This is a genomic window from Mesobacillus jeotgali (assembly GCF_031759225.1).
Classification (GTDB): Bacteria; Bacillota; Bacilli; order Bacillales; family Cytobacillaceae; genus Mesobacillus; species Mesobacillus jeotgali_B.
Map to the genome: position 1 here is coordinate 603401 of NZ_CP134494.1, position 26284 is coordinate 629684.

Annotated in this window: 27 protein-coding genes and 1 pseudogene; 17 read left to right on the forward strand and 11 right to left on the reverse strand. The window is 42.7% G+C overall.

The window, feature by feature from the left end; all coding sequences use genetic code 11:
* Nucleotides 1-108: 108 nt before the first annotated feature.
* Complete coding sequence (locus RH061_RS03055; RefSeq protein ID WP_311073852.1) at nt 109-489, reverse strand: hypothetical protein; 381 nt, start codon at nt 487-489, stop codon at nt 109-111.
* A gap of 344 nt (nt 490-833) precedes the next feature.
* Here RH061_RS03055 and RH061_RS03060 point away from each other — a divergent pair, with 344 nt between their 5' ends.
* From RH061_RS03060 to RH061_RS03070, 3 genes are all read left to right on the forward strand, one after another.
* Nucleotides 834-1910, forward strand: coding sequence for a GGDEF domain-containing protein (locus RH061_RS03060; RefSeq protein WP_311073853.1), 1077 nt, complete (start codon nt 834-836; stop codon nt 1908-1910).
* 234 nt (nt 1911-2144) lie between these two features.
* Nucleotides 2145-4208: a DUF4179 domain-containing protein gene (locus RH061_RS03065; RefSeq protein WP_311073855.1), complete on the forward strand. Its 2064-nt coding sequence runs from the start codon at nt 2145-2147 to the stop codon at nt 4206-4208.
* A gap of 40 nt (nt 4209-4248) precedes the next feature.
* The gene (locus RH061_RS03070) at nt 4249-4515 is read left to right on the forward strand and encodes a hypothetical protein (protein ID WP_311073856.1); all 267 of its coding nucleotides are present in this window, start codon (nt 4249-4251) and stop codon (nt 4513-4515) included.
* Between the two features lie 24 nt (nt 4516-4539).
* Here RH061_RS03070 and RH061_RS03075 read toward each other — a convergent pair whose 3' ends face one another.
* On the reverse strand, nt 4540-5214 hold the full coding sequence (locus RH061_RS03075; RefSeq protein WP_311073858.1) for a DNA alkylation repair protein: 675 nt from the start codon (nt 5212-5214) through the stop codon (nt 4540-4542).
* A 254-nt stretch (nt 5215-5468) separates the two neighbouring features.
* Nucleotides 5469-5627, reverse strand: a complete 159-nt coding sequence (locus RH061_RS03080; RefSeq protein ID WP_311073860.1) for a hypothetical protein — start codon at nt 5625-5627, stop codon at nt 5469-5471.
* A gap of 390 nt (nt 5628-6017) precedes the next feature.
* Between RH061_RS03080 and yiaA the strand changes: the two genes are divergently transcribed.
* Nucleotides 6018-6488: an inner membrane protein YiaA gene (gene yiaA, locus RH061_RS03085; protein ID WP_311073861.1), complete on the forward strand. Its 471-nt coding sequence runs from the start codon at nt 6018-6020 to the stop codon at nt 6486-6488.
* A gap of 97 nt (nt 6489-6585) precedes the next feature.
* Here the strand turns inward: yiaA and RH061_RS03090 are convergent, their stop codons facing one another.
* Nucleotides 6586-7608, reverse strand: a complete 1023-nt coding sequence (locus RH061_RS03090; RefSeq protein WP_311073862.1) for a serine hydrolase domain-containing protein — start codon at nt 7606-7608, stop codon at nt 6586-6588.
* Between the two features lie 207 nt (nt 7609-7815).
* Here RH061_RS03090 and RH061_RS03095 point away from each other — a divergent pair, with 207 nt between their 5' ends.
* From RH061_RS03095 to RH061_RS03115, 5 genes are all read left to right on the forward strand, one after another.
* Nucleotides 7816-9207 (forward strand): YcdB/YcdC domain-containing protein, encoded by a 1392-nt coding sequence (locus RH061_RS03095; RefSeq protein ID WP_311073863.1) that lies wholly within the window; start codon nt 7816-7818, stop codon nt 9205-9207.
* Nucleotides 9208-9461: 254 nt separating this feature from the next.
* Complete coding sequence (locus RH061_RS03100; protein WP_311073864.1) at nt 9462-10334, forward strand: AraC family transcriptional regulator; 873 nt, start codon at nt 9462-9464, stop codon at nt 10332-10334.
* 459 nt (nt 10335-10793) lie between these two features.
* On the forward strand, nt 10794-10934 hold the full coding sequence (locus tag RH061_RS03105) for an FbpB family small basic protein (protein WP_311073865.1): 141 nt from the start codon (nt 10794-10796) through the stop codon (nt 10932-10934).
* Nucleotides 10935-10955: 21 nt separating this feature from the next.
* Nucleotides 10956-11723: a TerC family protein gene (locus tag RH061_RS03110; RefSeq protein ID WP_311073866.1), complete on the forward strand. Its 768-nt coding sequence runs from the start codon at nt 10956-10958 to the stop codon at nt 11721-11723.
* A gap of 157 nt (nt 11724-11880) precedes the next feature.
* A complete protein-coding gene (locus tag RH061_RS03115) occupies nt 11881-13206 on the forward strand; it encodes a hemolysin family protein (RefSeq protein ID WP_311073868.1) in 1326 nt (441 codons plus the stop codon).
* Between the two features lie 86 nt (nt 13207-13292).
* On the opposite strand, the pseudogene RH061_RS03120 reads toward RH061_RS03115, so the two are convergent.
* A pseudogene (locus tag RH061_RS03120) lies at nt 13293-13731 on the reverse strand (YtoQ family protein).
* A gap of 450 nt (nt 13732-14181) precedes the next feature.
* Here RH061_RS03120 and RH061_RS03125 point away from each other — a divergent pair.
* From RH061_RS03125 to RH061_RS03160, 8 genes are all read left to right on the forward strand, one after another.
* The gene (locus RH061_RS03125; protein ID WP_311073871.1) at nt 14182-14916 is read left to right on the forward strand and encodes a sulfite exporter TauE/SafE family protein; all 735 of its coding nucleotides are present in this window, start codon (nt 14182-14184) and stop codon (nt 14914-14916) included.
* A 107-nt stretch (nt 14917-15023) separates the two neighbouring features.
* A complete protein-coding gene (locus tag RH061_RS03130) occupies nt 15024-15803 on the forward strand; it encodes an ABC transporter ATP-binding protein (protein WP_311073872.1) in 780 nt (259 codons plus the stop codon).
* Between the two features lie 2 nt (nt 15804-15805).
* Entirely contained in the window at nt 15806-17419 is a 1614-nt protein-coding gene (locus RH061_RS03135) for a hypothetical protein (RefSeq protein WP_311073874.1), read from the forward strand.
* Nucleotides 17420-17573: 154 nt separating this feature from the next.
* Nucleotides 17574-18329 (forward strand): class I SAM-dependent methyltransferase, encoded by a 756-nt coding sequence (locus RH061_RS03140; protein ID WP_311073877.1) that lies wholly within the window; start codon nt 17574-17576, stop codon nt 18327-18329.
* A gap of 4 nt (nt 18330-18333) precedes the next feature.
* Nucleotides 18334-19050, forward strand: coding sequence for a hypothetical protein (locus RH061_RS03145; RefSeq protein WP_311073879.1), 717 nt, complete (start codon nt 18334-18336; stop codon nt 19048-19050).
* A 168-nt stretch (nt 19051-19218) separates the two neighbouring features.
* On the forward strand, nt 19219-19947 hold the full coding sequence (locus RH061_RS03150; RefSeq protein ID WP_311073881.1) for a YwaF family protein: 729 nt from the start codon (nt 19219-19221) through the stop codon (nt 19945-19947).
* A gap of 151 nt (nt 19948-20098) precedes the next feature.
* The gene (locus tag RH061_RS03155; protein WP_311073883.1) at nt 20099-21055 is read left to right on the forward strand and encodes a sensor domain-containing diguanylate cyclase; all 957 of its coding nucleotides are present in this window, start codon (nt 20099-20101) and stop codon (nt 21053-21055) included.
* Between the two features lie 437 nt (nt 21056-21492).
* Entirely contained in the window at nt 21493-22353 is an 861-nt protein-coding gene (locus tag RH061_RS03160; protein WP_311073885.1) for an AraC family transcriptional regulator, read from the forward strand.
* A gap of 166 nt (nt 22354-22519) precedes the next feature.
* Here the strand turns inward: RH061_RS03160 and RH061_RS03165 are convergent, their stop codons facing one another.
* From RH061_RS03165 to RH061_RS03190, 6 genes are all read right to left on the reverse strand, one after another.
* Nucleotides 22520-22720, reverse strand: coding sequence for a YvrJ family protein (locus RH061_RS03165; RefSeq protein ID WP_311073887.1), 201 nt, complete (start codon nt 22718-22720; stop codon nt 22520-22522).
* A 69-nt stretch (nt 22721-22789) separates the two neighbouring features.
* Nucleotides 22790-23008: a DUF2922 domain-containing protein gene (locus tag RH061_RS03170; protein ID WP_311073888.1), complete on the reverse strand. Its 219-nt coding sequence runs from the start codon at nt 23006-23008 to the stop codon at nt 22790-22792.
* Between the two features lie 36 nt (nt 23009-23044).
* Entirely contained in the window at nt 23045-23260 is a 216-nt protein-coding gene (locus RH061_RS03175; RefSeq protein ID WP_311073890.1) for a DUF1659 domain-containing protein, read from the reverse strand.
* A gap of 566 nt (nt 23261-23826) precedes the next feature.
* Complete coding sequence (locus tag RH061_RS03180; protein WP_311073891.1) at nt 23827-24195, reverse strand: PH domain-containing protein; 369 nt, start codon at nt 24193-24195, stop codon at nt 23827-23829.
* Between the two features lie 71 nt (nt 24196-24266).
* Nucleotides 24267-24764, reverse strand: coding sequence for a DUF2269 family protein (locus RH061_RS03185; RefSeq protein WP_311073895.1), 498 nt, complete (start codon nt 24762-24764; stop codon nt 24267-24269).
* 195 nt (nt 24765-24959) lie between these two features.
* Nucleotides 24960-26189 carry a DUF438 domain-containing protein gene (locus RH061_RS03190; RefSeq protein ID WP_311073896.1) on the reverse strand — a complete coding sequence of 410 codons (1230 nt, stop codon included), beginning with the start codon at nt 26187-26189 and terminating at the stop codon, nt 24960-24962.
* Nucleotides 26190-26284: the final 95 nt, after the last annotated feature.

The window sequence follows — 26284 nt, forward strand, 5'->3', positions numbered from 1 at the left end:
AGGCAGGCGGTTTTTTGGTTATGGATAATTAAAAGGAAAGATAAATTGTCTTGAGGACTCGGGAAGCATTTGTTTGTGAGATAGTTAAGAGATGGTATGGTTGAGAACTTACTGCTGTTTTTCATTCAGTATCTCTAAAACATCTTGATGCTGCTTCTGAACATTGGAAACATGCTTAATCTCACTGGATAGTTCTGATTTCGTTTCATCCAGTTTCTTCATCAGGCTGCCATAATAAAATGCCACTTCCTTCCGCATTTCACTCTGTTCCGAAAGTAAAGATTGCTGGCCTTTAGTCAAAGCATTCTGTTCTAATTGCATGGATTGGTAGCCATTCTCTAAGTTGCTTAAACGATTCTCCATTGAATCAAAGCGTGCATCAACAGAGTCAAAGCGTGCATCAACGGAATCGAAACGTGCATCAACAGAGTCAAAGCGCTTGTCCATCGAATCCAAACGATCTAAAATCTTATTCAATATTTTCTCCATCTCATTTCACCTCCTTCTTTATGAATATATTATACCCAGCCCAGTAAGACAAGTCACCACAAATGACAAGGATTTTTGCTCTTTCAGAACCGCTCCTCCAATCGTATTGCTTTTACATAATCATTCTACTAGATGGAAGTTATCAAGACTTAAATTGGCAGTGAAGATGGCCATATTCTCAAAAGGTCGTTTCAAGTAAAATTGAACATATTGTGTTACACCCTTAACGTCCCTCTGTTTGTAGTTAGCGATATCAGGAAATATCCGGAATCTTATAGTAAAATTGTCCGTAATCTCGTATTCTATAAAAGGAAGTCGAAATTCACGTTTTAGGTGGTATGGTTTTGCTGAAAGATTTTTTTATACATTCTAGTTTTGTTATCACGTTTTTGTTTATTGGGGGAAGTTTATTTAAGAACAATCCGGAGATAGATACAACTCTTAAAAAGGTAAAACTTGGGGCATTAGCGGGAATACTTGGTTCAGTGTTAATGGCTTTTAGTATCCAGATTACTCCTATGATCATGATGGACTTGCGTCATATCGCGATCCTGTTGTCTGCTTTTTATGGAGGATTCGTGCCAGCTTTCGTAGCCGCCACCATAATCAATATCAGCAGATTAGTATTTTTTGATGGAAGTCTCGAAACATTTCTGGTCACTGTGCTCATAATGTTTATTATTGCGGCGTTTGCCGCACTGGTCCAAAAAAAGGTGAAGGGATCGGACTTTATTAAGTGGACGATCATGGGATTGATCAGTTTAATTACGATTTCCTTCGGCTTTTTGTATCTAATGGGTTTTTCAGATCAAGTGTACCAAATTTTGGTTAACTATTGGGTTATTACGACAATATCGGGAGTTTTGGTGTATTTTTTGGCAGGGTACATCGTTCAGTCGAACCAAATGTTTATGCAGCTGAAAACCCAGTCGGCAACAGACTTCCTTACGGGGTTAAATAATGTAAGACAGTTCGATTCGTCATTGAATGAAAGTTTAGAAAGTGCCCAGAAGCTTAATGAAAAATTATCGTTGCTTATGATTGATATCGACCACTTCAAAAAGGTCAATGATACGTATGGTCATCAAGCTGGAGATGAAGTTTTAAGGCAATTGGGAGGACTGTTAATCACCTGCTCACGCCCAAGTGATATTGTTTCAAGAAATGGCGGTGAAGAATTTTCACTGTTATTAAAGAATTGCTCCTATACTCAAGCGCTGGAAATCGCAGAACGCCTCCGGGGAATAGTGGAAAATCATCGATTCTCCTTACCAAATGGCAAGGAAATCCAGATCACCATCTCTCTTGGTGCCTCAACCTATTTAGAGACAACTCAATGCTTAGAAGAATTCATCAAACAAGCAGACGACACCTTATATAAATCAAAACGGACAGGAAGAAATAAAGTATCCGCACTGTAAAGCACAGGGACAGCCCCCTGTGCTTCTTCTTTGTTTCTTTTTAAAAGGTTCTAGAATGGCAGGGAGTGAAAGGCGACATAGAAGGGAGGAACCTTATTGACTACTGGTAAAATAACTCTGCTCACTGATCATAAGGCACCGATCACTCCAAAAAAGTAAAAGACATCTAGCATAATAGGAAATTAAAGGTAAAATGGAAGTAGAGATAGAGCGTGTTAAAAGGGGGGAACAATTATGGTCCCAGGGGTGGACTCCATTACGGTTGTATCTTTGCAGGAAAAAGGGATAGATTCTGTCGTGGATTGGTTTGGGCGGCATCAGCAATCCTTTTACGCACTAGGCTGGTTTTACCTTCGAAATCCACAGCAAATGGAGGAGTTATTTTACCGGTCGATCGTTAAGGTGCATAATGAATTGCCTCGATATAAAAGGGAAACCTCATTCGAAATATGGGTTGCTTCGATTTTCATCGAAATCTGCCGGGAGCTTTCACAAGACGATGACGTCAGGCTGGCATCCGATGAAGCTGCATCGCATCAGGATTTATTTCATGCACTTGATCAGCTTCCAAAAGAGGAAAAGGAAGCGATGGTGCTTACCTATGGCACAGGGTTCTCCCAGGAGGAAGCTGCGAATATTTTACGAGTTTCCCAGGATAAAATGAAAGAGCTGTTGTTCTCGGGAACTCAGTCGGTCAGAAGGCAATTGTGCGGATCACCCTTTAATGGGTGCAAGGAATATCAGAAGAACTACATTGATTATCTTGAAAAAACGATGGAGAGGCCGGAGAAGATAGAGTTCGAGATTCATCTTTACGAGTGCGCAGAATGCCAGGAGGATTTGGCTGCCTTTCAGGATGTCACGATGATGCTGCATCATGCTGAGTGGATGAGTGACTTGCCTGGACCAATAGATTTTATCGCGAAAATCAAAGAGCGGCTGGCGGAAAAAGAGAATCATAGGAAGCAGAAGTTCAAAAAGCGTAAGAAAGTCGCACTTATTTTTGCAAGTGTATTTGCCCTCTTGATGGGGACGGGTTTCTTTACTGGCGCTTTTGCCAATGTTTATTATGGATGGACCGAAGAAAACGAGCAATTGCGTGCCTTCCTGCAAAAGGACCTTGGCGAGAGGATGAACCTGGAAGCGGAAAGTGATGGCGTGAAAATCAGGATCAAAGGCGTCGTTGCTGATGACTATCAGACTCTTGTTTTTTATGAAATTGAAGATACAAATGAGGATAAACAATTTGTGATGAATTTTGAGGAAGGGCTTTTTATAGAAAATGAGATGGAAATCATGAAGCAGGATATATATCCTCGGTTTCATCCTCCTGATCTTAAAGCGGAGATGAATAAAAAGGGAAAGAATACTTTTTACGGTGTGGTTGGACTGCGGCCGCTTGAGGAAGATAGCGGGGTTATTAAACTGAATGTAGAAAGGATTCAAGAACTAGTTCCTGACGGTCATGAGGCCATGCTGGGATTTGGTTACAGGAGCAATGGATTTAAGACGGGAGATTGGAAGTTCGAGGTCCCGGTGACTAAGCAGCCTGCCATCGAATATGAATTGAATGAAAAAGCTGAAATAGAAGGGATCCCGATTCGCCTCGATAAGTTGATCATGGCTCCAACAACAACGCTTTTGGAATATGGTATTCCAATGGAAGGGCAAGGAAAGAGAATCGATAGGATTCATTTTGGCAATTTGGAAGTGGACAATGTAAAAGTGAGACCGGACCAGTTTGGCGGTGGCTATAACTATTTACAGCCTGAAGCGAATTGGCAAATACTCCAAATGTATTTTGATTCATTTTTGGGAGAAGAACCGGAAGACGTTACCGTTCAATTTGAATCTGTTTATTTTTCATTCGAGGATCATAAAAGCATCGAACTGGATGCGAATCAACAGTATCCTCAGACGTTTGAATATGCGGGAAGTACCATCAGCATCGATAAAATCGAAATTGGACAGCCCACTACGATTGTCATCAGCAACCATGAAGTTGAAAATCGGGAATTTGAAACACTTCATCTTAACGTTGTTAGTGAAGGTGAAAATGAACATGAACCAATTTCTATAGGAATGGAAACTGAAGGTGTGATCGTGGATAAGAATGGTGTTCAATACGATATGAAATCACCCACATTCGATTATGAAAAAATTGAACAGCCACGCCATTTCATTACCGACATAATCTTAATGTTAGATGGCAACAAAGTCATCCCTAATAGACTCGATCTTTATGGGTATACCTCGATGAAATATTTGGATGATAGAGTGAAGATTTCGCTGGATTGATGAAAAGGGACGGTTAGCTTTTTAACAAGGGGGCAAAATTATGAAGCTATTTATACAAGCAGCCATTGGTTCAATAGCCATTCATGTTCTCTATTTTGTTAGCATACTGATAATTGGTTACATCAAAACACTGAATTACACACCGGATATCGAGAGTTCGTGGAATAGTGTTGATCCGCTGCAGAATGAAGTAGCTTTCGGGATGACAGGTTCTCCGTTTTTCTTCGTTTTTACCTTTATCGGTGTGACTTTATTTTGCGAAGCGTTAATCGTATTATATAGAAAAGTTAAAGAAGTACAGGGATAAAATGCCCTGTGCTCCTTTATTCTGTCACTTCTTGCCAATATGCTTCAAGGCTTCTCTTCGGCTCAAGTTCGAAATGGGAAGCCTGTTCGTCATCTCATGGACTTTCTCAGGGTTTTGCTTGGCATATTCCCTTAAGGCCCAGCCGATGGCTTTATTGATGAAAAATTCTTTCGTATGGCAGGTTCTTGAGATAATATCCTCGAGCATGGCCACATCGGTTTTTTCTTTGTAGCCTAATTGGAATAATATGCAAGAACGGATCAGCCAGATGTTATCCGAGGCGATCCATCTGTCGATAATAGGCTGCCGATGCTGCGGGAATTTTTCAAGATAGTATCCGAAATGCTTTTTCGCGATATGGTCTACCGTGTCCCACCAGGGCTTGGTCGTGATGATAAATTGAAGAAGCTGGAGATCATCTTCGGTGAACTGTTTTTTCATTAGATCTAACAGGTATGCCCCGCTGATCTGCATCTCGCGTTCTTCCAGCTCCCAGAGGGAAGTGATGACCTCATGCAAATCTGCCTTTGCAGGGAGGCCATGAGTCTTCACATGCTGTCTGAAAATCTCCTGCATCTGCGGAGCTCTCAAACCGATATATTCAAATTGATTCCGCATGTATTTAGACAGCCTGACTGCTTCCATGCTATTCCGGTGTTTTAATGCTTCCTCGTATAATGCTTTAACGTAGTTGTTCATAATTTCCTCACCATTTTTTAAAGGGATTTCCTTCCTCTATTATACAGATTATCTAAATAGAGATAATTAGATATGTATAGAAAAATCGTTTTGGAATCGTCGCTGCCCCCTAAGATGAAATTCCGAATTCCTCACACCCTTCTGTTTAGGTCAGAACAACGGAGGCAGAGAAGCGGATCATGGTAAATCCAGATTCAGGAGAAATCATCTTCTTGAGATAATTTTGCAAAGAAAAAACCACTCGAAGTGGTTTTTTAGTTCCTTATTGAGCCTGCTTCTCGGGAAGTCATGGCCCCTTGGCCTGCTGCTACATCTTTCTGGATCTGCTGTTTAACTTGTTCAGCATCAGTTCCTGAATATCCTGGTTGCATAGCAGAACCTGAATTGTCTTTAGCTTGTTGATTTTTCTCCATGAAAATCCTCCTTCGTTTCCGGTTTTATTATTTACATAGCTCTGTTTATCATTCAGGTAAGTATGAGAAAACATAAGCGGATGATTTCCGGCTATTGTCATTGGAGTACACTTATGAAGCGGTAATAAGCGGAGCTATTCCGGTTAACCACTAAAAATTAATCAAATTTCAACGATTTGGATTAAATAAGCGGAAAAACGACCCTTATTATTAAGAAAATAAAGGTCATTTCCGATTTAAGCGAAATTTTTCCGTTTAACAGTGCATTTGTCCTCTCCTTTTTAACGTTTATTTTAGAAAAAATAACAAAATTATCTATTATTTGTAAACAACTTCTATATAATGTATTTAGATATAAGCCATATTTGTAAAAGTTGGAGGAGAGACTTGATGTCAAATGAACATGATTTATCATTGGATAAAGCTGTTGAAAGAAAGCCAAAGGTGAAAGTGGAGAGGAAAGAGGGGGAACCTACCTCGGCGTTCAAGGGTGCTTCCTGGGGAGCACTGTTAATTGGTATTTCCGCTTACCTGATTGGTTTATTCAATGCGACGATGGAACTGAATGAAAAAGGGTATTATTTTGCCGTATTGGTATTCGGTCTTTATGCAGCGGTTTCTCTGCAAAAGGCAGTGAGGGATAAGGAAGAGGATATACCCGTTACGAATATTTATTACGGAATCAGCTGGTTTGCGCTGATCGTCTCTATTTCATTGATGGCGATTGGTCTTTACAATGCAGGGAGCATTATTTTAAGTGAGAAGGGCTTTTACGCGATGTCCTTTGTCCTTAGTATTTTTGCGGCCATTACGGTTCAGAAGAATATCAGGGATACTCAGCGAGCGAAAGAAAGAGATTGATGGAGTAAAGCGGGTCGGGGGTCCGAAGTGGAGCCAACACGATCGAGTCATATGGACAAAACGGGACGGTTCCTCAAATGGAACCGTCCCTGTTGCATTAAGCCTTTACCTGCAATGTCTCTTCAATTGTCTCGAGGATATCGTAAGCACCGCTTGACTTATTGGAGCATACGACTGCAATGGTTTTGTCAGCTGGATAGTAAGCGGAATGGAAGCTGACTCCCGGGTCATAGCCCATGACATGGTATTTGAAAATGTCATCGTCCTGCTTCTTAATCCATACACCGTATCCATAAAAATTTATTTCATCTTCTTGCGCGTGAGGAGTCAACAGTCTGTTCAAGGTCTCCTCTTTTAGTAAAAGTTGGCCAAGTAGTGCTTTCCACAGTTTGCTCATGTCCTCAACAGTGACGTAAGCTCCACCGTCAGAACCGCCTTTTACCGGCAGTGAATAGATATTGGTTTTCCAGCTCCCATCAGGCAGGTCGATATAACCTAAAGCCGTATCGGAAGGAAGAGCGTCAAAGGAGAAGTAACCAGAATCCATCATTCCTGCCTTTTTAAAAATATATTCCTCAACATAGGCAGTGAATTCCATACCGGAGGCCTGCTCGACAATAAGTCCGAGCAAAATATAGCCTGCGTTATTGTAATGAAATGTCTCCCCAGGAGTGAATTTCATCTGCTCATTCTGGAACATTGGCAAAAAATCTTTTAGGCTTCGGATTTGATACATCGGCCTCTTAATCCACAACTCCTCAAAATCGTCCATGACATCCTCATCAAAATAGTCAGGCACACCGGATGTATGAGTCAATAAATGATGAATCGTGATTTCGTCACTAAAATTAGGAAACTCGATATCGAGGCAATCTTTCAGTCTAGTAGTGAAAGTGAGTTTTCCTTGCTCGACCAGCTGGCAAATCGCGATGGCCGTGAAAAGCTTGCAACCGGAAGCGATTCCGAAACGAGTTCCCAGATTGTTTTTTGATTGCTCAGCGCGATTGGCATAGCCAAAGCTGGCACTTGCTGCTTCACCGTTCCCTTCCTGGACCAAGACTGTTCCTGAAAAATCAACCCTGGAATGAGCCTCCTGAAAGGCTTTTTCAAAGTTATTCATCTAACCCCTCCTCATCTTTTCTACATTAAGGGTAACATTGCCAAAAAGTAAATTATAGTAAAATATGACAATAGATATAATGGCTCGAGGTAACATTAAAGAGAGTCATGGCTGCTTAGGGATGGATGGCATAATGGTAGAATGAAAATAAGGCCATTATTGGGAATGAGAAAAAGATCCATAGAGTTATTTCCAGGAGGATTTTATATGAAGCGAGAAAAGTTGAAAGCAAGGGCACTGGAGATTGGGGGTATCCCGGCGAATTATACATTATTGATTGAGGATTTCATTGAGGAGAAGGAAGCAATTTTTATCTGGGTAAACGAATATGAGGATAGCGGGATCACGGTAAAGCTGGATTCTGAAGGGAATTTGACGAACCTTATTTTAGATAAAAAAGTGAATGTTGAAGAGGGAACGACTGCAGTTCAAAAACGGGAGTTGGCGGAGCAGTTTTTGCTGCACCATTACCCTAAGGCACTTCAAGATTTTTCATACGGTTTTACCAGGAGAATGAATCATGGTGACCGCTTTTATTACAGCCAATTTTTGATGGACCTTCCTATGGGTCATACGGGGTGTTATATCGACGTCAATGACTCAGGGGAAATCACTACTTTTTCCTATTATGGTGTCAAGCCGTTGCCTGCAATTCCGGAGAATATCATTGCGATCGAAGCCTTGAGAGAGGATGTAAAGAGCAAGCTTGATTTTGAGATTGAAATCATCCATGTATCTGATCTTTTTTTGGATGTGGAAGAAGGCTTACGGCTTGTGTATGAACCTGTTAATGGCTATGAAAAATATAAAGCGACCCAAATGATTCCGACCTATAAGTACCAACGTGATGAGGAAATTCCGGAAACGTATGAACGCCTCCCTGAGTATGAGCAACAGGCTGGGACTATGTCGAACGAGGAGATCATCGGGATTACTTCTGACATGGAGATTATCCGTGAGGTGGATATGGGGGGAGAAATCGGTATCGTTTGGAGAGGGCGAGACTGGGATGTGCCGGAAAAGGGTAAGACGATGAATGACTTTTTCAAGCAACAGACAGAATCGACGGTAAAAGCATTCATTTCTAGAGCAAGTGGAAAGGTGATCCGGTTTGCCTGGTTTTACAAAAGGAATGGAACTCTCGAACTTAGCCGGGAAGAATGCTACGAAATTGCTGTTCGCTTCCTGCAGAGTGTCATTCCGGAGTTCTATCCTTTTTTACAGAGAATAGTACGCGGAGATGAAGATCAGCCTTCCGAAAAAGAATCGTTCATGTTCAGGATCCATACTGGACATGATATTCCAGTTCAATCAGAAATCATTATGGTCGCTGTCAGCACCAGGACAGGACTAGTTCACCATTTCAGCGGACCTTCGCTAGAAATCGGAGAACTGAAAAAGCTCTCGACAGCTCCGAAAATCTCCAGGGAAGAGGCGGCCCAGATTTACTTGAAGCATCTCGACTTCCAACTTGCATGGGAATACGACCATGATGAAAAAGTGCATAGCTTGATCTACACACCATGTGAAAAAGAGAGCAGGAAGCCAATCCGCTATATTGATGGTATGACAGGGAAGATTATAGTCGAGAAAGAATGAGGAGTGGGTTTCAGGCTGAAAACGGACTCTCAGGTAAGAAAAGGCTCATTAGGGAACTCAGGCTTTTCTGCAAGAATTTACGGAAGTCTCGGCTAATGGAAAATATTTTACGTGAGTCATGTCTGTACCTTGGGTAAACAGAGTTTTTACGAAAGTTGTTAGTCCATCCTCCTGGCACCTGCAAAAACGGTGCAGGGATTGTCGGGTGAAGGGTTTCGGGTCCTGTTATTGTTGATTAGGAAGGAGGTCGTGATATGGATATGCTGGAGAGTATGAATGAGGCTATGAGATATATTGAGGATAATCTGGCGGAAGAGATCGATTTTAAAGAAGTGGCGAGAACCGCATATTGTTCGGAATATCATTTTAAAAGGATGTTTTCTTTCCTCGCAGGTGTTTCGCTTACTGAATACATTAGGCGCAGGCGGCTTACACTGGCGGCATTCGAGCTGGAGAATCACGATGTCAAAGTAATTGATGTGGCCATAAAGTATGGGTATCGCTCGCCAGATTCTTTTACGAGAGCGTTCCACAGCTTACATGGAATCACTCCATCGGAAGCGAGGATGCCGGGTCATTCTTTGAAAGCTTATCCACCCATGACCTTTCAATTATCAATAAAGGGAGGTTCTGAAATGAATTACAGAATCGTCGAGAAAGATGCATTTCGCATTGTTGGGATCATGAAAAGAGTGCCGCTGGTCTTCCATGGTGTGAATCCAGAAATCGCTGAGATGTGGCAAAGCTTGAATATGGAAAAGATCCAGGAGATGAAAGAGCTGTCGAATACGGAGCCAATGGGATTGGTCAGTGCATCGGTGAATTTTTCCGAAGGCCGTATGGAGGAGAAAGGGGAACTGGACCATTATATTGGTGCCGCCACAACGAAAGAGTGCCCGTCCCATCTTGCTTCCCTGGAAGTTGTACCGTCAACATGGGCGGTTTTTGAAGCAATCGGCCCGTTCCCTGAGACCCTTCAAAATGTCTGGGGGAGAATCTATTCCGAGTGGTTTCCATCTGCTGCCTACGAACAGACAGAAGGCCCCGAGATCCTCTGGAATGAACATAAAGATGTATCTTCTCCTAAATTCAGGAGTGAAATCTGGATTCCGGTGAAAAGAAAGTGATTTTTTATGTTCACATAATATATTGACACAGTGCTTGTACATGAATTATATTGTACTTACATTAATTGAATAGTTCTCCTAAAGGGGAGTAGCTTTTACAGCAGAGTCGTCATTTCGGAAGTTTCGCACTTCCCGGCTTTGTTGGCAACGTTGACGTTGTTAGCAAGACCTTTGCCTATTTGGTAAAGGTCTTTTTTGTTGTCTTAAGACCTTTGCCATGTCTGGTAAAGGTCTTTTTCTCGTGATAGGAAAGTGTAAACTTCATTTCGAGAATTGTCCAGCTCCAGCGCCTAGCCCCTCGAGTCGCTTCGGTCCGCCCAATGAAGTCAAAGAACGACTTCACCGGTCGGTCCTCCAGCGCTTGTCGGGGCTGACCAAGGCGCTTGCGCTTTTCTATTTTCAGACCGCAGACAAATGAACTTTCAATATATGAAACTACTGAAAAGGAGATGGATCAGGGTGAAAAAGAAAAAAGTGACTTTTGAGGAATTGCTGAAGGCGAACAGGATTGAGCTTTTGGAGGATCAGAAGCAGCTTGAAAAAATTGAGGAACGGATTGAGGCCAAAATATTGGCTGCTAAAAGTGGAAATGCATCTTAATTTTAAAAGGGGGAAAAACGATTGGAACTGACGATTTTATTTGAGTATGGCTGGGTATTGTTATTACTGATTGCTTTAGAAGGGTTGCTGGCAGCCGATAATGCTTTAGTATTGGCGATCATGGTCAAACACCTTCCGGAAGAGCAGCGGAAAAAGGCGCTTTTCTATGGTCTGGCCGGGGCTTTTGTTTTCCGCTTTGGGTCTCTATTCATCATTTCTTTTCTCGTCGATGTCTGGCAGGTGCAGGCAATCGGGGCTCTATACTTGTTGTTCATTGCCATCAATCACATAGTCAGGAAGCTTTATTTCAAGAAATTGGAAGATGAAAATAAAGCGGATGAGAAAAAGAAATCAGGTTTCTGGGCAACTGTTTTTAAGGTAGAGCTTGCAGATATCGCGTTTGCAGTCGATTCAATCCTGGCAGCTGTGGCACTCGCGATGACGCTGCCGAACACAAACCTGCCTGCGATTGGCGGGATGGATGGAGGCAAGTTCCTCGTCATTTTCGCCGGGGGCCTGATCGGGTTGATCATCATGCGTTTCGCAGCCAACCTGTTTGTAAAACTGCTTCAGTCAAGACCTGGCCTTGAGATTGCTGCGTTTGCAATTGTTGGCTGGGTAGGCGTCAAACTGGCTGTATTGACACTGGGGCATAAGGATATTGGAGTCATTTCCTACGAATTCGCGCATTCTGTTGAATGGAAGCTGTTCTTCTACACTGTCCTCATCGGCATTGCAGCTACTGGCTGGTTCATGTCGAAGGAAAAAACAGTAAAGCAGGCTGCTTAAATATGTCAGAGGAATTTGAAGGATCAATGCAAAGAATAGTTATTGAGTAACTGTTAATAATGAATGGCGTTTACAGTGGGAGAAAAGCTCCAAATGTCCTGACCATTAAATTATGTGATAAAATAATGAGAAATATGTAGTTGGAGGTTGATCCCTTTTGGGAACGGAGATAGTCATATTATTGATCCTGATAGTTTTGAACGCTTTTTTTGCGGCATCAGAGATCGCGCTGATTTCTTTGAATGACAATAAAATAAAATTAATGGCTGAAAGCGGTGACCGCAAAGCGCAAATGCTCCACAATCTGACATCTGAACCAAGCCGGTTCCTGGCGACAATCCAGATTGGCATCACACTTGCCGGGTTCCTGGCGAGTGCGTTCGCAGCTGAAAGCTTTGCCGGAAGGATGGCAGTATTGTTAAGCGAAATGGGCGTGCCGCTTTCCCAAAGCATGCTTGAATTAGTGTCTGTCGTAACGATCACATTGGTGCTGTCTTATTTTACCCTTGTACTTGGAGAATTGGTCCCGAAGCGGCTTGCGCTGCAAAAGGCAGAACCGATTGCGATGTTCGCCGCTGCTCCTTTGACGGTATTATCCAAGATTTCATCTCCATTTGTTAAGTTATTGACGTTATCGACGAACGGAATCGTCCGATTGTTTGGAGTCGATCCAAATGCGGATGAAGAGAATGTGACAGAGGAAGAAATCCGCATGATGGTCGATGTGGGCATGGAAAAAGGAACGATTCAGGATACAGAGAAAGAGATGATCAACAACATCTTTGAATTCGATAATAAGACGATCTCTGATATCATGACACACAGGACCAACATTGTCGCTCTTTCTGTTGATACCAGCCTGAAAGATACGGTTGCCATCGTCAACAGGGAAAAGTACACAAGAATGCCTGTGTATGAAGGAAGTATCGACCATATCATTGGAATCCTTCATACTAAGGATTTGATTCCGTTCATTGAATGTGGTGATCAAGAAGTATTTGACCTTAGAAGCATGCTTCGCGAACCAAGCTTTGTCCTGGAATCCATGCATCTTGATCAGTTATTCAAGGTAATGCAGCAGAGCAATCTCCATATGGCGGTTGCGATCGATGAATATGGCGGAACGGATGGAATTGTGACGATTGAGGACTTGATTGAGGAAATCGTCGGCAATATTTTCGATGAGCATGATGAGCCGGAGCTTGACGCCGCTGAAATTGTCCAGGTAGACACTAACCAATATGTGATGGATGGTACGCTTAATTTATATGAAGTAGAGGATGCTCTAAAAATAGAACTCCCAAGCGAAGAATATGATACATTAAGCGGATTTGTCCTTGGGCAGCTTGGATATATCCCCGCCGCGGATGAACATCCAGAGGTTGAATATCAGGATATCGTGTTTGCCGTTGCGGAAATGGACGACAGAAGAATTGCTCGTGTTAACATTAGAATAAAAGACTCTGCAGCAGCAACTGAATAGCAACGGAAAGAACAAAAGCATAGGGGCGCCCCTATGCTTTATTTTTATTCAAGAAGCGCAGGAACGTGTATCCTGCGCTTTTACTCTTATTCATAAATATAACTGATGACATCCAGTGCCTGATCGATCGTTTCTACCGTAACATTCGCTTTATTGGAAAGTTCCTTCAAAGGATATCAAGGATTCAGGTCTGACGATAATCGTCGGTTTGTTCATCGCGATCGCAGTGCTGGCGTCCATCGCGGTGTTCCATTGTTTATACTTTTCACCGAAAAGGGCGATGACGATATCGGATTTTTGCATTAAAACCTGCGTCCTGAAATTGTTGATATCAGATGCCGCATCGTCCTTATACACATTGCCCGGCTGTTCCCCGAGGATATCCTCGCCAATATTGTCAGAGCGATCATGGTTAGTCTGCGGTCCAACGAAGACCAATGGCAAATTCTTTTCCTTCGCCTTTTTCGCCACCTGATCCCGCCAATCATCATGAATCTGCCCAGCTAAATACACCGTTAATTCCATCGTAACACCCTCCATTTGTTTATATTCTCATTCAATCATAGTAAACTTTACTGATAATTCAAAGGAATTAGGATGGGTGATTTTACTGTGAAAGTTGAAACCTGAATTAGGACTAAAACCATTTATGTGCCCGGATTCGGTGTGAGTGAAGAAAACCGGTAACATGAACAGGCTCTATGTGCCCGGATTCGATGAGAGTGAAGGAAACCGGTAACATAAACAGGCTCTATGTGCCCGGATTCGGTGAGAGTGAAGAAAACTGGTAACATAAACCAGCCCGGACTGGGGAGGTTGGTACAATCATTACTACACATTAGTGGCAGGAGCACAATAGCCTTCCGGATTATTCTGAATCCCTAACATAACTAATTCTTATACCTTTTCATTAGAAACATTAAATTTCCTTATCAAACTAACAGGAATATAATGGATTTTAGGAGGTGTATGAAAATGGATTATGTCATTCTGTTTTTCATTGGAATTTTAGCGACGACGATTGGAACTCTGGCAGGTGGCGGGGGCTTGATTAGTTTGCCGTCGATGCTCGTACTGGGAATTCCGGTGCATTCGGCGATTGCAGCCAATAAGGTTTCGAATACGGTCAGCTCCTTCACGAGCTTTTATCATCTTTATAGAGAAAAGAAAATCACTTTTAAGGAATCGTTTTGGATTATCCCAGTCAGCCTGATTGGCGGAGTCAGCGGCGGGTTCATTGCTTCGAAAATATCAAGTGAAGACATGTATGTGGTGGCGATTGGCCTGCTGGTTTTTGCTTTCCTCGCCTCATTCCTGGGAAAAGGGAGCATGTCTGGTGATCAGCCATTAAAGCCTTCAGGTAAAAGTGTCCCGGGGTTATATGCAATCGGAATTTATGATGGACTTTTTGGACCAGGACAGGGAACGCTCATGCTGTATTTATTTGACCATTTGAACATCGCTTACATCCGTGCGGTCGGATATGTCCGTCTTGCCACGTTTTCGAGCTGTTTAGGTGCTGCGATTACCTATATATCAACAGGTGCTGTGATTTGGCCAGTGACCCTCGCTTTGATGCTTGGTTCAGTGACAGGAGCGCAAATTGGCGTCAGGATCGCCAGCAAATTGAACCCGAACTATGTCAAACCGATTCTGCGAGTAATGACAGTGGCGCTTGTTGTGCAGATCTTTTTTGAAAAAGTGTTGTAGAGTGTTCCCAGGAAATGGGCTGATACCCCACATGCCATTCCAGTATTTTCCTAATATGCTAGAATGGGAATATGGTATTTTGAACCATTTTTAAAAGGGGGAGTGACATGTCTGCGGAGGTATTATCAATCACCGGCCTGACTAAGTCTTATGGCAGCAAAGAGGTGCTGAGAGGGATTGATTTAAAGGTTAATAGAGGAGAAATCATTGGATATATAGGGCCGAATGGCGCGGGTAAAAGCACGACGGTAAAACTGATGCTTGGGCTTGAAGAAGGATATTCCGGGAAGATTGAGATTTTCGGGGAGGATATCGTTGGACAGGGTGAACGCTATAAGCAGAGAATCGGTTATATTCCCGAGACGTCGGAAATGTATGATTCGCTAACGGCCCAGGAGTATTTGACGTTCGTGGCCGAGCTTTACGGGATGGATTATGACGATGCGGACCGGAAAGCGGAGCAGCTGTTTGATGTGTTTGGCCTTCGTGATGTCTACCATTCGCGGATCTCTTCTTTTTCGAAAGGGATGAGGCAGAAGACGCTGATTGTTTCGAGCTTTCTGCATAATCCGGATCTCCTGTTCCTGGATGAACCGTTGACGGGTCTGGATGCGAATAGTGTGATGGTGTTCAAAGAAATCCTTGCACGGTTCGCAGCTGAGGGGAAGACGATTTTTTATTCTTCCCATATCATGGATGTCGTCGAGAAGATCAGCAACCGGATTGTCCTGCTGCATGGAGGCCATATCGTGGCAAATGGGAGTTTCGAAGAATTGAAGACTCAGAGCCAGGCAGGTTCGCTCGAGAATATTTTCAACCAGATGACCGGTTTTCATGAGCATGAGAACCGTGCCGCTGAATTTGTATCCATTGTCAGGGAGGGATGACGATGGAGAATTTTTTCATATTAAGGCTGCTTGATGTATTCAAACCTCTCTTTTTAAAAATGGGCGTAGAGTACAAAACGATGCGCCGGATCCTTCAAGTCAAACTGACGATGGACCAGCGCCGGAAGCCGACGGTGTTCAATCAGTCTATGAAGAAGAAGGATAAGCCGGAGACGAATGAATTTTTCAAGTCCCTATGGATTTATGGCTTGTTCGGATTGATGCTGATCCCGTTTTTATTTTTAAATGATAACTATCTGTTTCAGGTGTCCATCCTGTTCAGTATTTTCATGTTCATTATCATGACGACACTCATTTCCGATTTTTCATCGGTGCTGCTCGATTTGCGGGATAAAAGTGTGCTCGACACGAAGCCAGTCAATTCGAAGACGGTGAGCATGGCAAAACTGCTGCATGTGACGATTTATATGCTGTACATAACCCTTGCCACAACAATGATTCCTTTGGTGGTCAGCGTTATCTTCAAAGGGATTTTGTTCTCGGGACTGCTGCTCGTTTCATTTGCGATGGCGGATGTTTTCATCATTGCCTTCACGGCGTTGCTGTATTTGTTTATTTTGCGATATTTTGACGGTGAGAAGCTGAAGGATATCATCAACTATGTCCAGATTGCCCTATCCGTCGGAGTCATGGTTGGCTATCAGGTCGTGGCGCGGTCTTTTGAGTTGGTGAATCTCGATTATCAACTGGATTTTGCCTGGTGGCAGCTGCTGCTTCCGCCCATGTGGTTTGCTGGACTGTTCGAAGTCCTGCTTGGGGACAGCAGGAGTTTCGGCAATCTGATTTTGACGCTTTTTGCCGTGCTTGGACCTATTGTGTCCATCCTTTTGTATGTAAAAATGATTCCTGACTTCGAACGCAATTTGCAGAAACTGACCGCTCAGACAGGCAAGAAAAAAGCGGGCAGCAAGTGGAAGGTGTTTCGATCCATGCCTTTCTTTTTCTCCAAAGAGGAACTGCCATTTTTCCGGTTCACGAGGATCATGATGAAAAACGAGCGCGATTTCAAGCTGAAGGTGTATCCTTCCCTAGGATTTGCCATCGTGATTCCATTTGCGTTCATGTTCAACAGCTATTCCATGATGAGTTTTGAGGAATTCAGGGCGAGCAGCTATTATTTAACCATCTACTCGATCCTGCTGGTCATCCCGACGTCGGTCATCATGCTCGCGCATTCCGGTTCCTATATAGGAGGCTGGATCTACCAGGTCGCAACGCTGAAAAATCCTTTCATCATCAATAAAGCGGCATTGAAGGCATTCCTGTTCCAGCTATTTTTGCCATTGTTCCTGCTCGTATCGATCATGTTCAGCTTTCTGTTCGGGCTTAGAATTTTGGATGATTTGATTGCCGTATTAGTGGCTGCGTTGATTTTTACAGTGCTCTGCTACCTGGCAGGAGAAAAGGAACTTCCCTTTTCACAGCCATTTGACGCCGTAAAGCAGAGTGGGGATATCAGAATCTTTCTGCTGTTCCTCATCATCCCAGTCTTTGTAGGACTGCACTTTTTAGCATTGAAGGTGCCATTTGGGGTCTTAGGTTATGGAGTTCTAATGTTTGTATTGAATTTGGTGTTGTGGAAGAGGTTGAAGTGAAGAGGAATGGCGGAAAACTGTCAGACTTTCTGGAAGCACGAGGGCGATGAACTCTGCTTCTTTTTTTGTCGTTATTTTCAGAAAACTACGGTTATTGTATGGGATAATATGTTAAAATTCGATTGAAGTCTTAAATGAAATTGGAGCGATTGAATTGTCGATTGAGATTATAGAACAAAACAAAAAGAGCTGGAATACAGTAGCACATCATTTTAACGGGAAGGATGCCTTGCCAAGTTACGGTCCTTTTGCGCAACGTGAAGAGGAGTTAGGGTTGTTTGGTGAACTGAGCAATAAAAAGGTCCTTGATATTGGATGTGGAAGCGGGCATTCACTTGCCTATATGGCGGAAAAGGGTGCGAGTGAACTTTGGGGAGTTGATTTGTCGGAAGCCCAAATCAATACAGCAAGAGAAACTCTTAAAGAGGTAAAAAACAACTTATTCTGTGCCCCAATGGAGTCAGATATTGGACTGCCAAAAAAGTACTTTGACGTGGTCTACTCTATTTATGCCATTGGCTGGACAACTGACCTTGCTGCTACGTTTCAATTGATCCATTCCTATTTGAAGCCAGGCGGCTCCTTTATATTCAGCTGGGATCATCCATTATACGCTCATTTGAAAAGCCAGAATGGTGAAATTCATCTTGATGGGTCCTATCAGAATGAAGGGGTCACGCAGTACGAAAATTTTAAAGGCGAAGAAGCACCAGTCGTCATCCCTAAAAGGAAGATGGCCACCTACATAAATGAATTGATTAAAGCAGGTTTTACGATAGAGTCAGTGATTGAAAGTGATGTTTCATCTGGATTTGATGGCGTGGATGAGGAAATATCAGATCGTTACTATTCTTTGTATAAGGCTAGGAGATTTCCGACAACGATGATCATTAAATCCATCAAAGGGTGATTAGATGAAAAAAATACATTGGCTCATTTTAGTAGGTGTATTGGTTTTAATCGTAATGGGCTTGTTTTTGTATCAAAAAGCTACTGATGATACTTATAAGGGGATGACGATTATCCCCGAGGATCATGAAGATATCCCTTTATTTGAGGGATTGGAACCTAGAGAACACAATTATGTTATCGGTGGAGATCATTGGACTGAGATCTATGACTTTTATTTAAAGGAACTTCCTAAGCATGGCTGGAATTTAGAGTTCGAAGGTTCCGCCCTTGACGATGGGGAACCAGATAATGATTGGGGCGGTTTTCATTCAGGCTGGAGAAAAAATGGATTCGATGGGGAATTATACATCTCATCTTACTATAATCAACATGAAGACCAGACTGAGGTGAAGTTTGACAAGACCCCAAGATATAGTTCTACAACTTGGATTCAAAATATCCCGGAAAGTATATGTGTATATCAAAGTTTAAAAGATGAAGCCTGTACTAAAATCAATGATCCAACTAAAATCCAGCAAATTGCTGCCTTCATAAATGATGGAATTGATTGGGAAGAAGAAGTTCCACACCGTGAAAATTCAGGCGCGATTGACTTTGGGGACATAAAAATAACAGTTCTTTATGGAAACGAAATAGATCTTTATTTCCAGTCTGAAAAAGGTACAAAAATGATGAAAGCAGATCCTGACTTCTTTGAACTTACAAATCTGTCTCAATAGGCTTGTTCAACAATGAAATTTTTAAATTTGGGCTCCCTATTTAAAGGGAGTCTATTTTTCTTTAAAGGACTATTTTTGAGTATATTCGGTAATCCTGTGTTCAACACATAACCTCGCGCATATAGTTATAGTTAACAACATTTTAATGTGCAGCGAGGTGATGACATCATGTTTTCTGTTTCGGGAATGCAGGGTTTTGAGTTGTTTTCTGCTGAGCATTTGATTACTCTTGGGATTTTCTTTGGGGTTTGTCTTGGATTGGTGTTATTCAGAAATCAAATCAGGCCGCATAAAAATGTTTTGAAATGGATGATCTTTTGGACTCTGGTGGCATGCCAGGTTTCGCACCAGCTTTGGCTCATCCTGACCGGGCAATGGCAAATTGGCGACCTTCCTTTGCATATGTGCTCGATGAGTTCCTTCCTTGCGATGTACTTGTTTTTAAAGAAGAGTGTAAAAGGTTTTTATGTGCTCTACTTCATAGGCAGTTTGCCAGCGATCTTAGCCATGGTTACACCTGAAATGTCTTATACCTTTCCTCATTTCGACTATATCGAATACTTCCTCAATCACTCAGCCATTCCGATTGCCGTATTGTATTTCATCCTTTTTGAAGGCTACAGAGTTCCCCGCAAAGCCATTCTTTTCACTTATCTAGTAGTGAACATCGTTGCCGTCCCAATCTTCCTTTTCAATTTACTGTTTGATACGAATTTCTTTTACCTGGCGAGTCCAACAGAAGCGAAGACCATCCTGAGCTTTTTTGGCAGCGGGATCATGTATTACTTGAATCTTGAAGCTGCGGCACTCATCGTTTTCAGTATTACCTATATGCCGATGTGGCAGCTGATTAAAGTGGAAAATCGTAAAAAGTTAATCAGCACCTACGAGCAGTAATGAGGAATGCCATGATGGTCATTGCTCTTCGATCTTCTTTTAATCTATGAAATCTTGCATATTATGACTAACAAAAAATGTAATTTAAATGTATAATATAGTAAAAAATTACTATGTTTACAAGATTATTCAGAAGAGAAGAAGGGTGTTCATGAACGTTCTATATTTCATCTTAGGAATGGTTTTTATTTATGGTGCATATCAGGTATGGCAGAAAGTACAGCATAGGATGAACTATTTAACGACCATTACTAATCTGGTAGAGTACTCGAAGGATATCATTTACTACTTTGAGCTGAAGCCAGGATTTAAATATCGTTATCTAAGTCCATCCATCAATGCTGTTTTAAGTCAGAATATTGTTGAAGAGAGCATGAGGAACCCATATACAGCGTTCGAAAGGATTCATCCTGAAGATCTTCCCATCTTGATGAAAAAAACTTCCGGTGAGCTGGACTATAATCAACCGATCATCCAGCGCTGGAAAAATGATGCTGGTGAATATATCTGGTTTGAGGAACATGCGACACCGATTTATCAGAGGGGTGAAATCGTTGCGATCCAGGGAATCATCAGGAATATCAGCGATAAAGTCGAACTGCAAAAACAGCTGGAATATAAGGTTTCCCATGATATTTTAACCACTTTGTACAATCGGGAATACTTTGAAACCATGATGGACCGGTATGATCATCAAATCAATGCACCCATTTCGATTTTGGTTTTTGATTTGGATGATTTAAAAAAAATCAATGATTCATATGGCCATAAGGTGGGCGATCACCTGATCAAGGAAACGGCCGCTATTTTAAAAAGTTTCTCGAATTCCGACGTGATTGCCTCAAGAATTGGCGGTGACGAATTCGCCATATTGCAGGTGAATAGCGCTCCCGCTCAGGCAGAGTCCCTAATGGCCGCGATCCAAAGGGAGATTGACCATCTGAACAGCGATGTCAACAGGGTATACAAAATCCACCTTTCCAAAGGATATGCCTTCGACCACTCCTCACTCGGTAAAATGGAAGACTTGTTCATCGAAGCCGATAATCAGATGTACAGAGAGAAAAGGTATAATAAGAACTATAGGTACGCCAGTTCAGTGAAATAAAACTCCTGGAACTTCTTGTACTGGACCGTGTCTTTAACGGTTACTGTGGTTTTATCTTGCGAAGTAACTGACAGAACGATTTAAGTGGGACGGATCATCCAGAATCCGTCTCTTTTTCATGATTGTTGCGGTAAGCGGATTACAGAACTCCTTGATTGTTTTTAAAGTGGTGAGTAATCTTTTGCCTGCAAACGTGCATAAAGCTCAATATCATGTTCGCTCATCACTTTCTCCTTCTATATGTATTTTGTAACATCATAACCTATTTAGTTAAATATTTAGACTCTGCTAAGCTAACGATTCAAAGTTGAATACAGATCTTTTTTTAAAAAAAGGGGATTGGCCTTTTTATATAGAAAATACTGACAAACATGAGCAAAAAATGACCAGATTGCTGTAAGGATTCTTGATAGGATGGTTTTAAGGGAGTGAGTGATATGGCGTGGATAGAGGCTTTACAAAAAGCCATTGACTATATGGAGGAGCATCTGCTGGATGAGATCACGGTGGAGGACATTGCGAAACAGGCAAATTCATCTCCTTTTCATTTCCAGCGCACGTTTGCCATTTTAACGGATATTTCCGTTGGCGAGTACATTAGGCGGAGACGTTTGTCGCTGGCAGCCGGTGAACTATGCAGCAGTGGTGCCAGAATTATAGATCTTGCGCTGAAATATGGCTATGACACTCCTGAAGCATTTACGAAGGCTTTTCGCAGGCAGCATGGCATTTCTCCAAGTGAAGCGCGAAAGTACACCGGAAAGCTGAAATCATACAGCCGCCTGGGAATCCAGGTGAGTTTGAAGGGAGCGGAACCGATGCAATACAGAGTGGTGGAACAAGAAGCTTTTGAAGTGGTTGGGATTAAAGAGGAATTCTCTTATGCTAATGGAGAAAATCTAGCGGGTATCCCCAAGATGTGGGACAGAGCGAACAAGGATGGAACATGTGATTTATTGTTATGTAAAAACAACGGCCCTGTAAAAGGTATCCTTGGTGTCTGTGTGGACCAAAGTAAAGTAAAGGAAAAACAGATGGATTATTGGGTTGCTGCGGCATACGATGGAGAAACACCTGATGGTTATATGAAAATGGAGGTACCCGCATCGAAATGGGCAATCTTCGAAGTTCACGGCCCAATGCCAGAAGCCATGCAGAAAGTGTGGAAGCAAATTTTTACTGAATGGTTCCCGTCCAGCGGATTTGAACATGCCGGAACACCCGAGCTAGAGGTCTACACAGCAGGGAACTCTGCTGACCCGGATTATTATTCTGAGGTTTGGATTCCGGTTAAGTAAGCCTCCGCTTTGGGATGGCAGATTTGAGGCATTTTCTTAGAGAAAAATCATAATAGAGTACATGTTTAAACTATTTAATCAAACGTTTGATTAAATCGTTTTTCAAGCTGCCCAAGCCCTTGAAACGAAAAACCACCCCTCTTTTAAAAGAGAGATGGTCCTGAAGTTAATTGATTTCACGGATTTGCTGCTGGGCAATCTTGGCGGAATGAACGGCGTCGGTTTCATGCTTTTCCTGCAGTCTCGCGGGCAGGCCCTGGATTGATTGGACGACTGTATCCAGCTTTGCTTCGATTCGGTGAAGCAGGTACAGTGTCACGACAATCGGGAACCCAACATCGCTGATGAACGGAATCAGCTGTTCCATATGCGCTTCCTCCTTCCTTTCATTTTTAAAATAAGAGCCGGTCTCTAGTAGAAGACCGGCCCGCTTTTATTAAATTAATTCGTAATCGGTTACGTTGCGTTCGACAACGCGTGCACTGTGAACGGAAACAAGGGTTCCATTCGTTGGCTGGAATGCGTTGGAAGCGATGATTTGCTCCATTGCCAGCTTGACTGCCGCTGGATCAACTGGCTCCTTCGGGTTATCAACCGCCAGCTTGGCGTATTTGCCAAGAGCTGTAGTGAATTGCAACTCAAGTGTTTTTGCCATGTTTTTCACCTCCTATTAAATTAGTAGATTTCCAGATTAGATGATATCGAAGCTGTCGTTACGCTCCACAGAGCTTAACAAGTTTCCGCTAAGGCCGCCAAGTGCAAGAGCTGCCTGCTGAACCTGATCAGCAGTAGCTTCCTTTCTCACATAGCGGTAAGTCTTAGGCTTGAAAATCGACTCACCCTTCTCATCCACACCAGCCTCAAACATCAGCCTGATATTAGAATCCTTCAACATCGCCATTGCCATTTGCCTCACCTCCTTTCACCTTCTATATACAGATGGGGAAGGGAAAAGGACAGGGTGGGGGAAAATTTTATTGAAGGACTTCAATTGATGAGGGCTCTATCGGACAAACACGGAGGAAAAGCAGGGGAAAGTGTCCGATAGAAGGGCCCTATCGGACAAACACGAAGGAAAAGAAGAGAAAAGTGTCCGATAGAAGGGCTCTATCGGACAAACGCGAAGGAAAAGAAGAGGAAAGTGTCCGATAGGAAGGCTCTATCGGACAAACGCGAAGGAAAAGAAGAGAAAAGTGTCCGATAGGAAGGCTTTATCGGACAAACGCGGAGGACAAGAAGAGAAAAGTGTCCGATAGAAAGGCTCTATCGGACAAACGCGAAGGAAAAGAAGAGAAAAGTGCCCGATAGGAAGGCTCTATCGGACAAACGCGGAGGACAAGAAGAGAAAAGTGTCCGATAAAAGGGCTCTATCCCGACTGATCGAATACCCTCATCCGCAGGAGTCTTAGTTTTTACGCTGAAAAAAGAAAAGCATTCCTGTCCACTGAACTGGCAAGGAATGCTTTTCTCATTTTACAAAATCGCTTCAGCGATCAGCTTATCAAACTTGCGAACATCTACACCTTTTTTCAGGTTGACTTTAATATGGCCGGCTCTTGTCCATAATTCCACTTCTGCGTTGACATCAAACAAGCTGCCGGCATTTTCAGTGGACCACATATTGATGGATGAGTAAGGCAGGGAGTAAATTTCAACCTTTTTGCCGGTAAGGCCCTGTGCGTCTCGGACAATCAAACGTTTGTTGGTGAAAATCGCACTGTCGCGAACGGTTTTATAGGCCGCGATCGCCTTTTCACCTTCTACTAATAGTACATTCACATCATTTGGAATCGGGCATTCAGAGATAAACGTCCAAGCTAAGATCGCTTGTGTTGCAACCATCTTTATAACCTCCCAATATATTATTTCTCATCTATTATTCTGTATATAATTGGGAATACCTGCTGTGGTGATTAAACCTTTTTCTTTTTCCACGGTCTTAAAAAGGAAATGATGAAGATGAAGATGGTAACGGCAATTTGAAAATAGACAGCGTATTGCCTGATTAGATGATTTTGAATGAATTCGGGGTTGCTTAAAGCTGCCTCTTTTTGCATCTCCAATAGTTCCATGTTTTCCATCATCAGCTCGTCTACGATGAAAATGCCGACGACTGTTTGGATGATATACAAAATGAATTTCACGCCCACCCAACGGTGCTTGAAAAATCCCCAATTGGTAAAAAAACCATATGTGAACCCGACAAGCAGCGTTCCGATTGCTCCCCATCTGACAATCTGGTCACTGATGGTGACGATGTTTTTATAGCCGAGATAAGCCTCATCATATCGAGTGAAATCAATGTGGAGATTTAACGCCACAGAACTCAAAATCCCGCCAAAGAATAATACTACCAAAAATACATGAATCATTTTCAACCATCTTAAACCCTTCGGTCCTATCTTTCTCATGTTGCTTCCTCCAATCTATTAATCGTCTCTCATTATAGTGGTTGGAAAATAGATTCATAATGAGCCACAGCCTTAATGTGTGCTACGGCTGTGGTCGTATTTTTGGCAAAAAAAGAGCAACAGCCGTGGGTGGCTGTTGCCTATGGCAAAGAATCATCACAAAATCCGTGGATGGCCGTTGCCTGTGACAAGGAATCATGACAAAATCCGTTTCTCTCCCTCAAGGGCTTGGATCGGATTGATATTCTGCGTGAATTCGAGCGTACCGATATATTGATTGTTCTCATCGCGGACCGCGAAGTAGCGGATGTAGACGAATTTGTCGCGAACTTTGATCCAGAAATCCTCGGTATCTTTTTTGCCTGATTTGAAGTCCCTCAGCAAGTCCTCGACGACATGGACGCTTCTTGGCGGGTGGCAATTCTGGACAGTGCGCCCAATGACGGCTTTGGTCCTTGCAAATATCCGTTCTTTTCCGTGTGAGAAGTAGCGGACCACATCGTCCTGGTCGATGAAGGTGATGTCGACTGGCAAGTGGTTCAACAGCAGTTCGAGCTGCTTCAATGACAGGATGCCTGTCTCCATTTTGATATAGCCTTCAGAAATTGCATCGGCGTCAAGGTGTTTTCGGGCAGGCTTCCATTCCTCAGTTGGTGATGTCAGACAATAGCCGATCTCGTCGCTTTCATGGGCGATTTTCACCCATTCATCCTCCGTGAAGTTTTGCAGTGCCATCGGGAAGAGGATGTTTTCCTCCCTGTAAATCATTTCACTCACTTCCCTGAGGACAAACTGGACCTCTTCAATCACGCCATTTTTATCTCCATCATAGTTGGATAGCTTTTTCTTTGCCAGTTTGATTCCGTCACGGATGAAATCGTCGATCCGCCACATATTCGTTGTCGGTCCGTAGATCCCGTACTTCTCCAGGTAAGGGAAGATCAAATTTTCCTTGCGGCTGTAGTGCTTGTCAATGTCATATAGCAGGTTGCAGTCCTCTAGCAGAAGGTTGATATTTTCAGCGCTGTCTTCTATAGCAAATTGTTCAAGATGGACGCGAAGCCGATTTTGTAAAAGCTGCTCAATCTCACGGTTTTCCATTTCGAATGTATGGACAGGGTGCCCGGGCTGGTTTTCTGGACCGTACACGGAATCATTCTCTTCTATTGCTCCTTTAAAAAGGTCGGAGTGTGCTGCATAAATACGCTGCATTTCCGTAACGGATATATCGCCGTCGATCAACTCGACATGCTGTAGGCCGGCAATTTCCTCGATCGTTATTTTTCCAATAAAAGCATCAAAGTGAGCCTTGACCTCATTCACATTTTTCCCATCATGCAGATCTTTGAAAAGCTGCTTTAAAGTTGCCTTGCGTTTCGCAGGATCCATTGCTTTCAATTCACGATTATTTATCATTTCACTCATGATTATATTTCCTCCTAGAGTGTGTATAGGTAATAACTGATAATGTTTCTCATGATAAAAATAACACTTATCCAAACACAAAGAAGTGATACAAA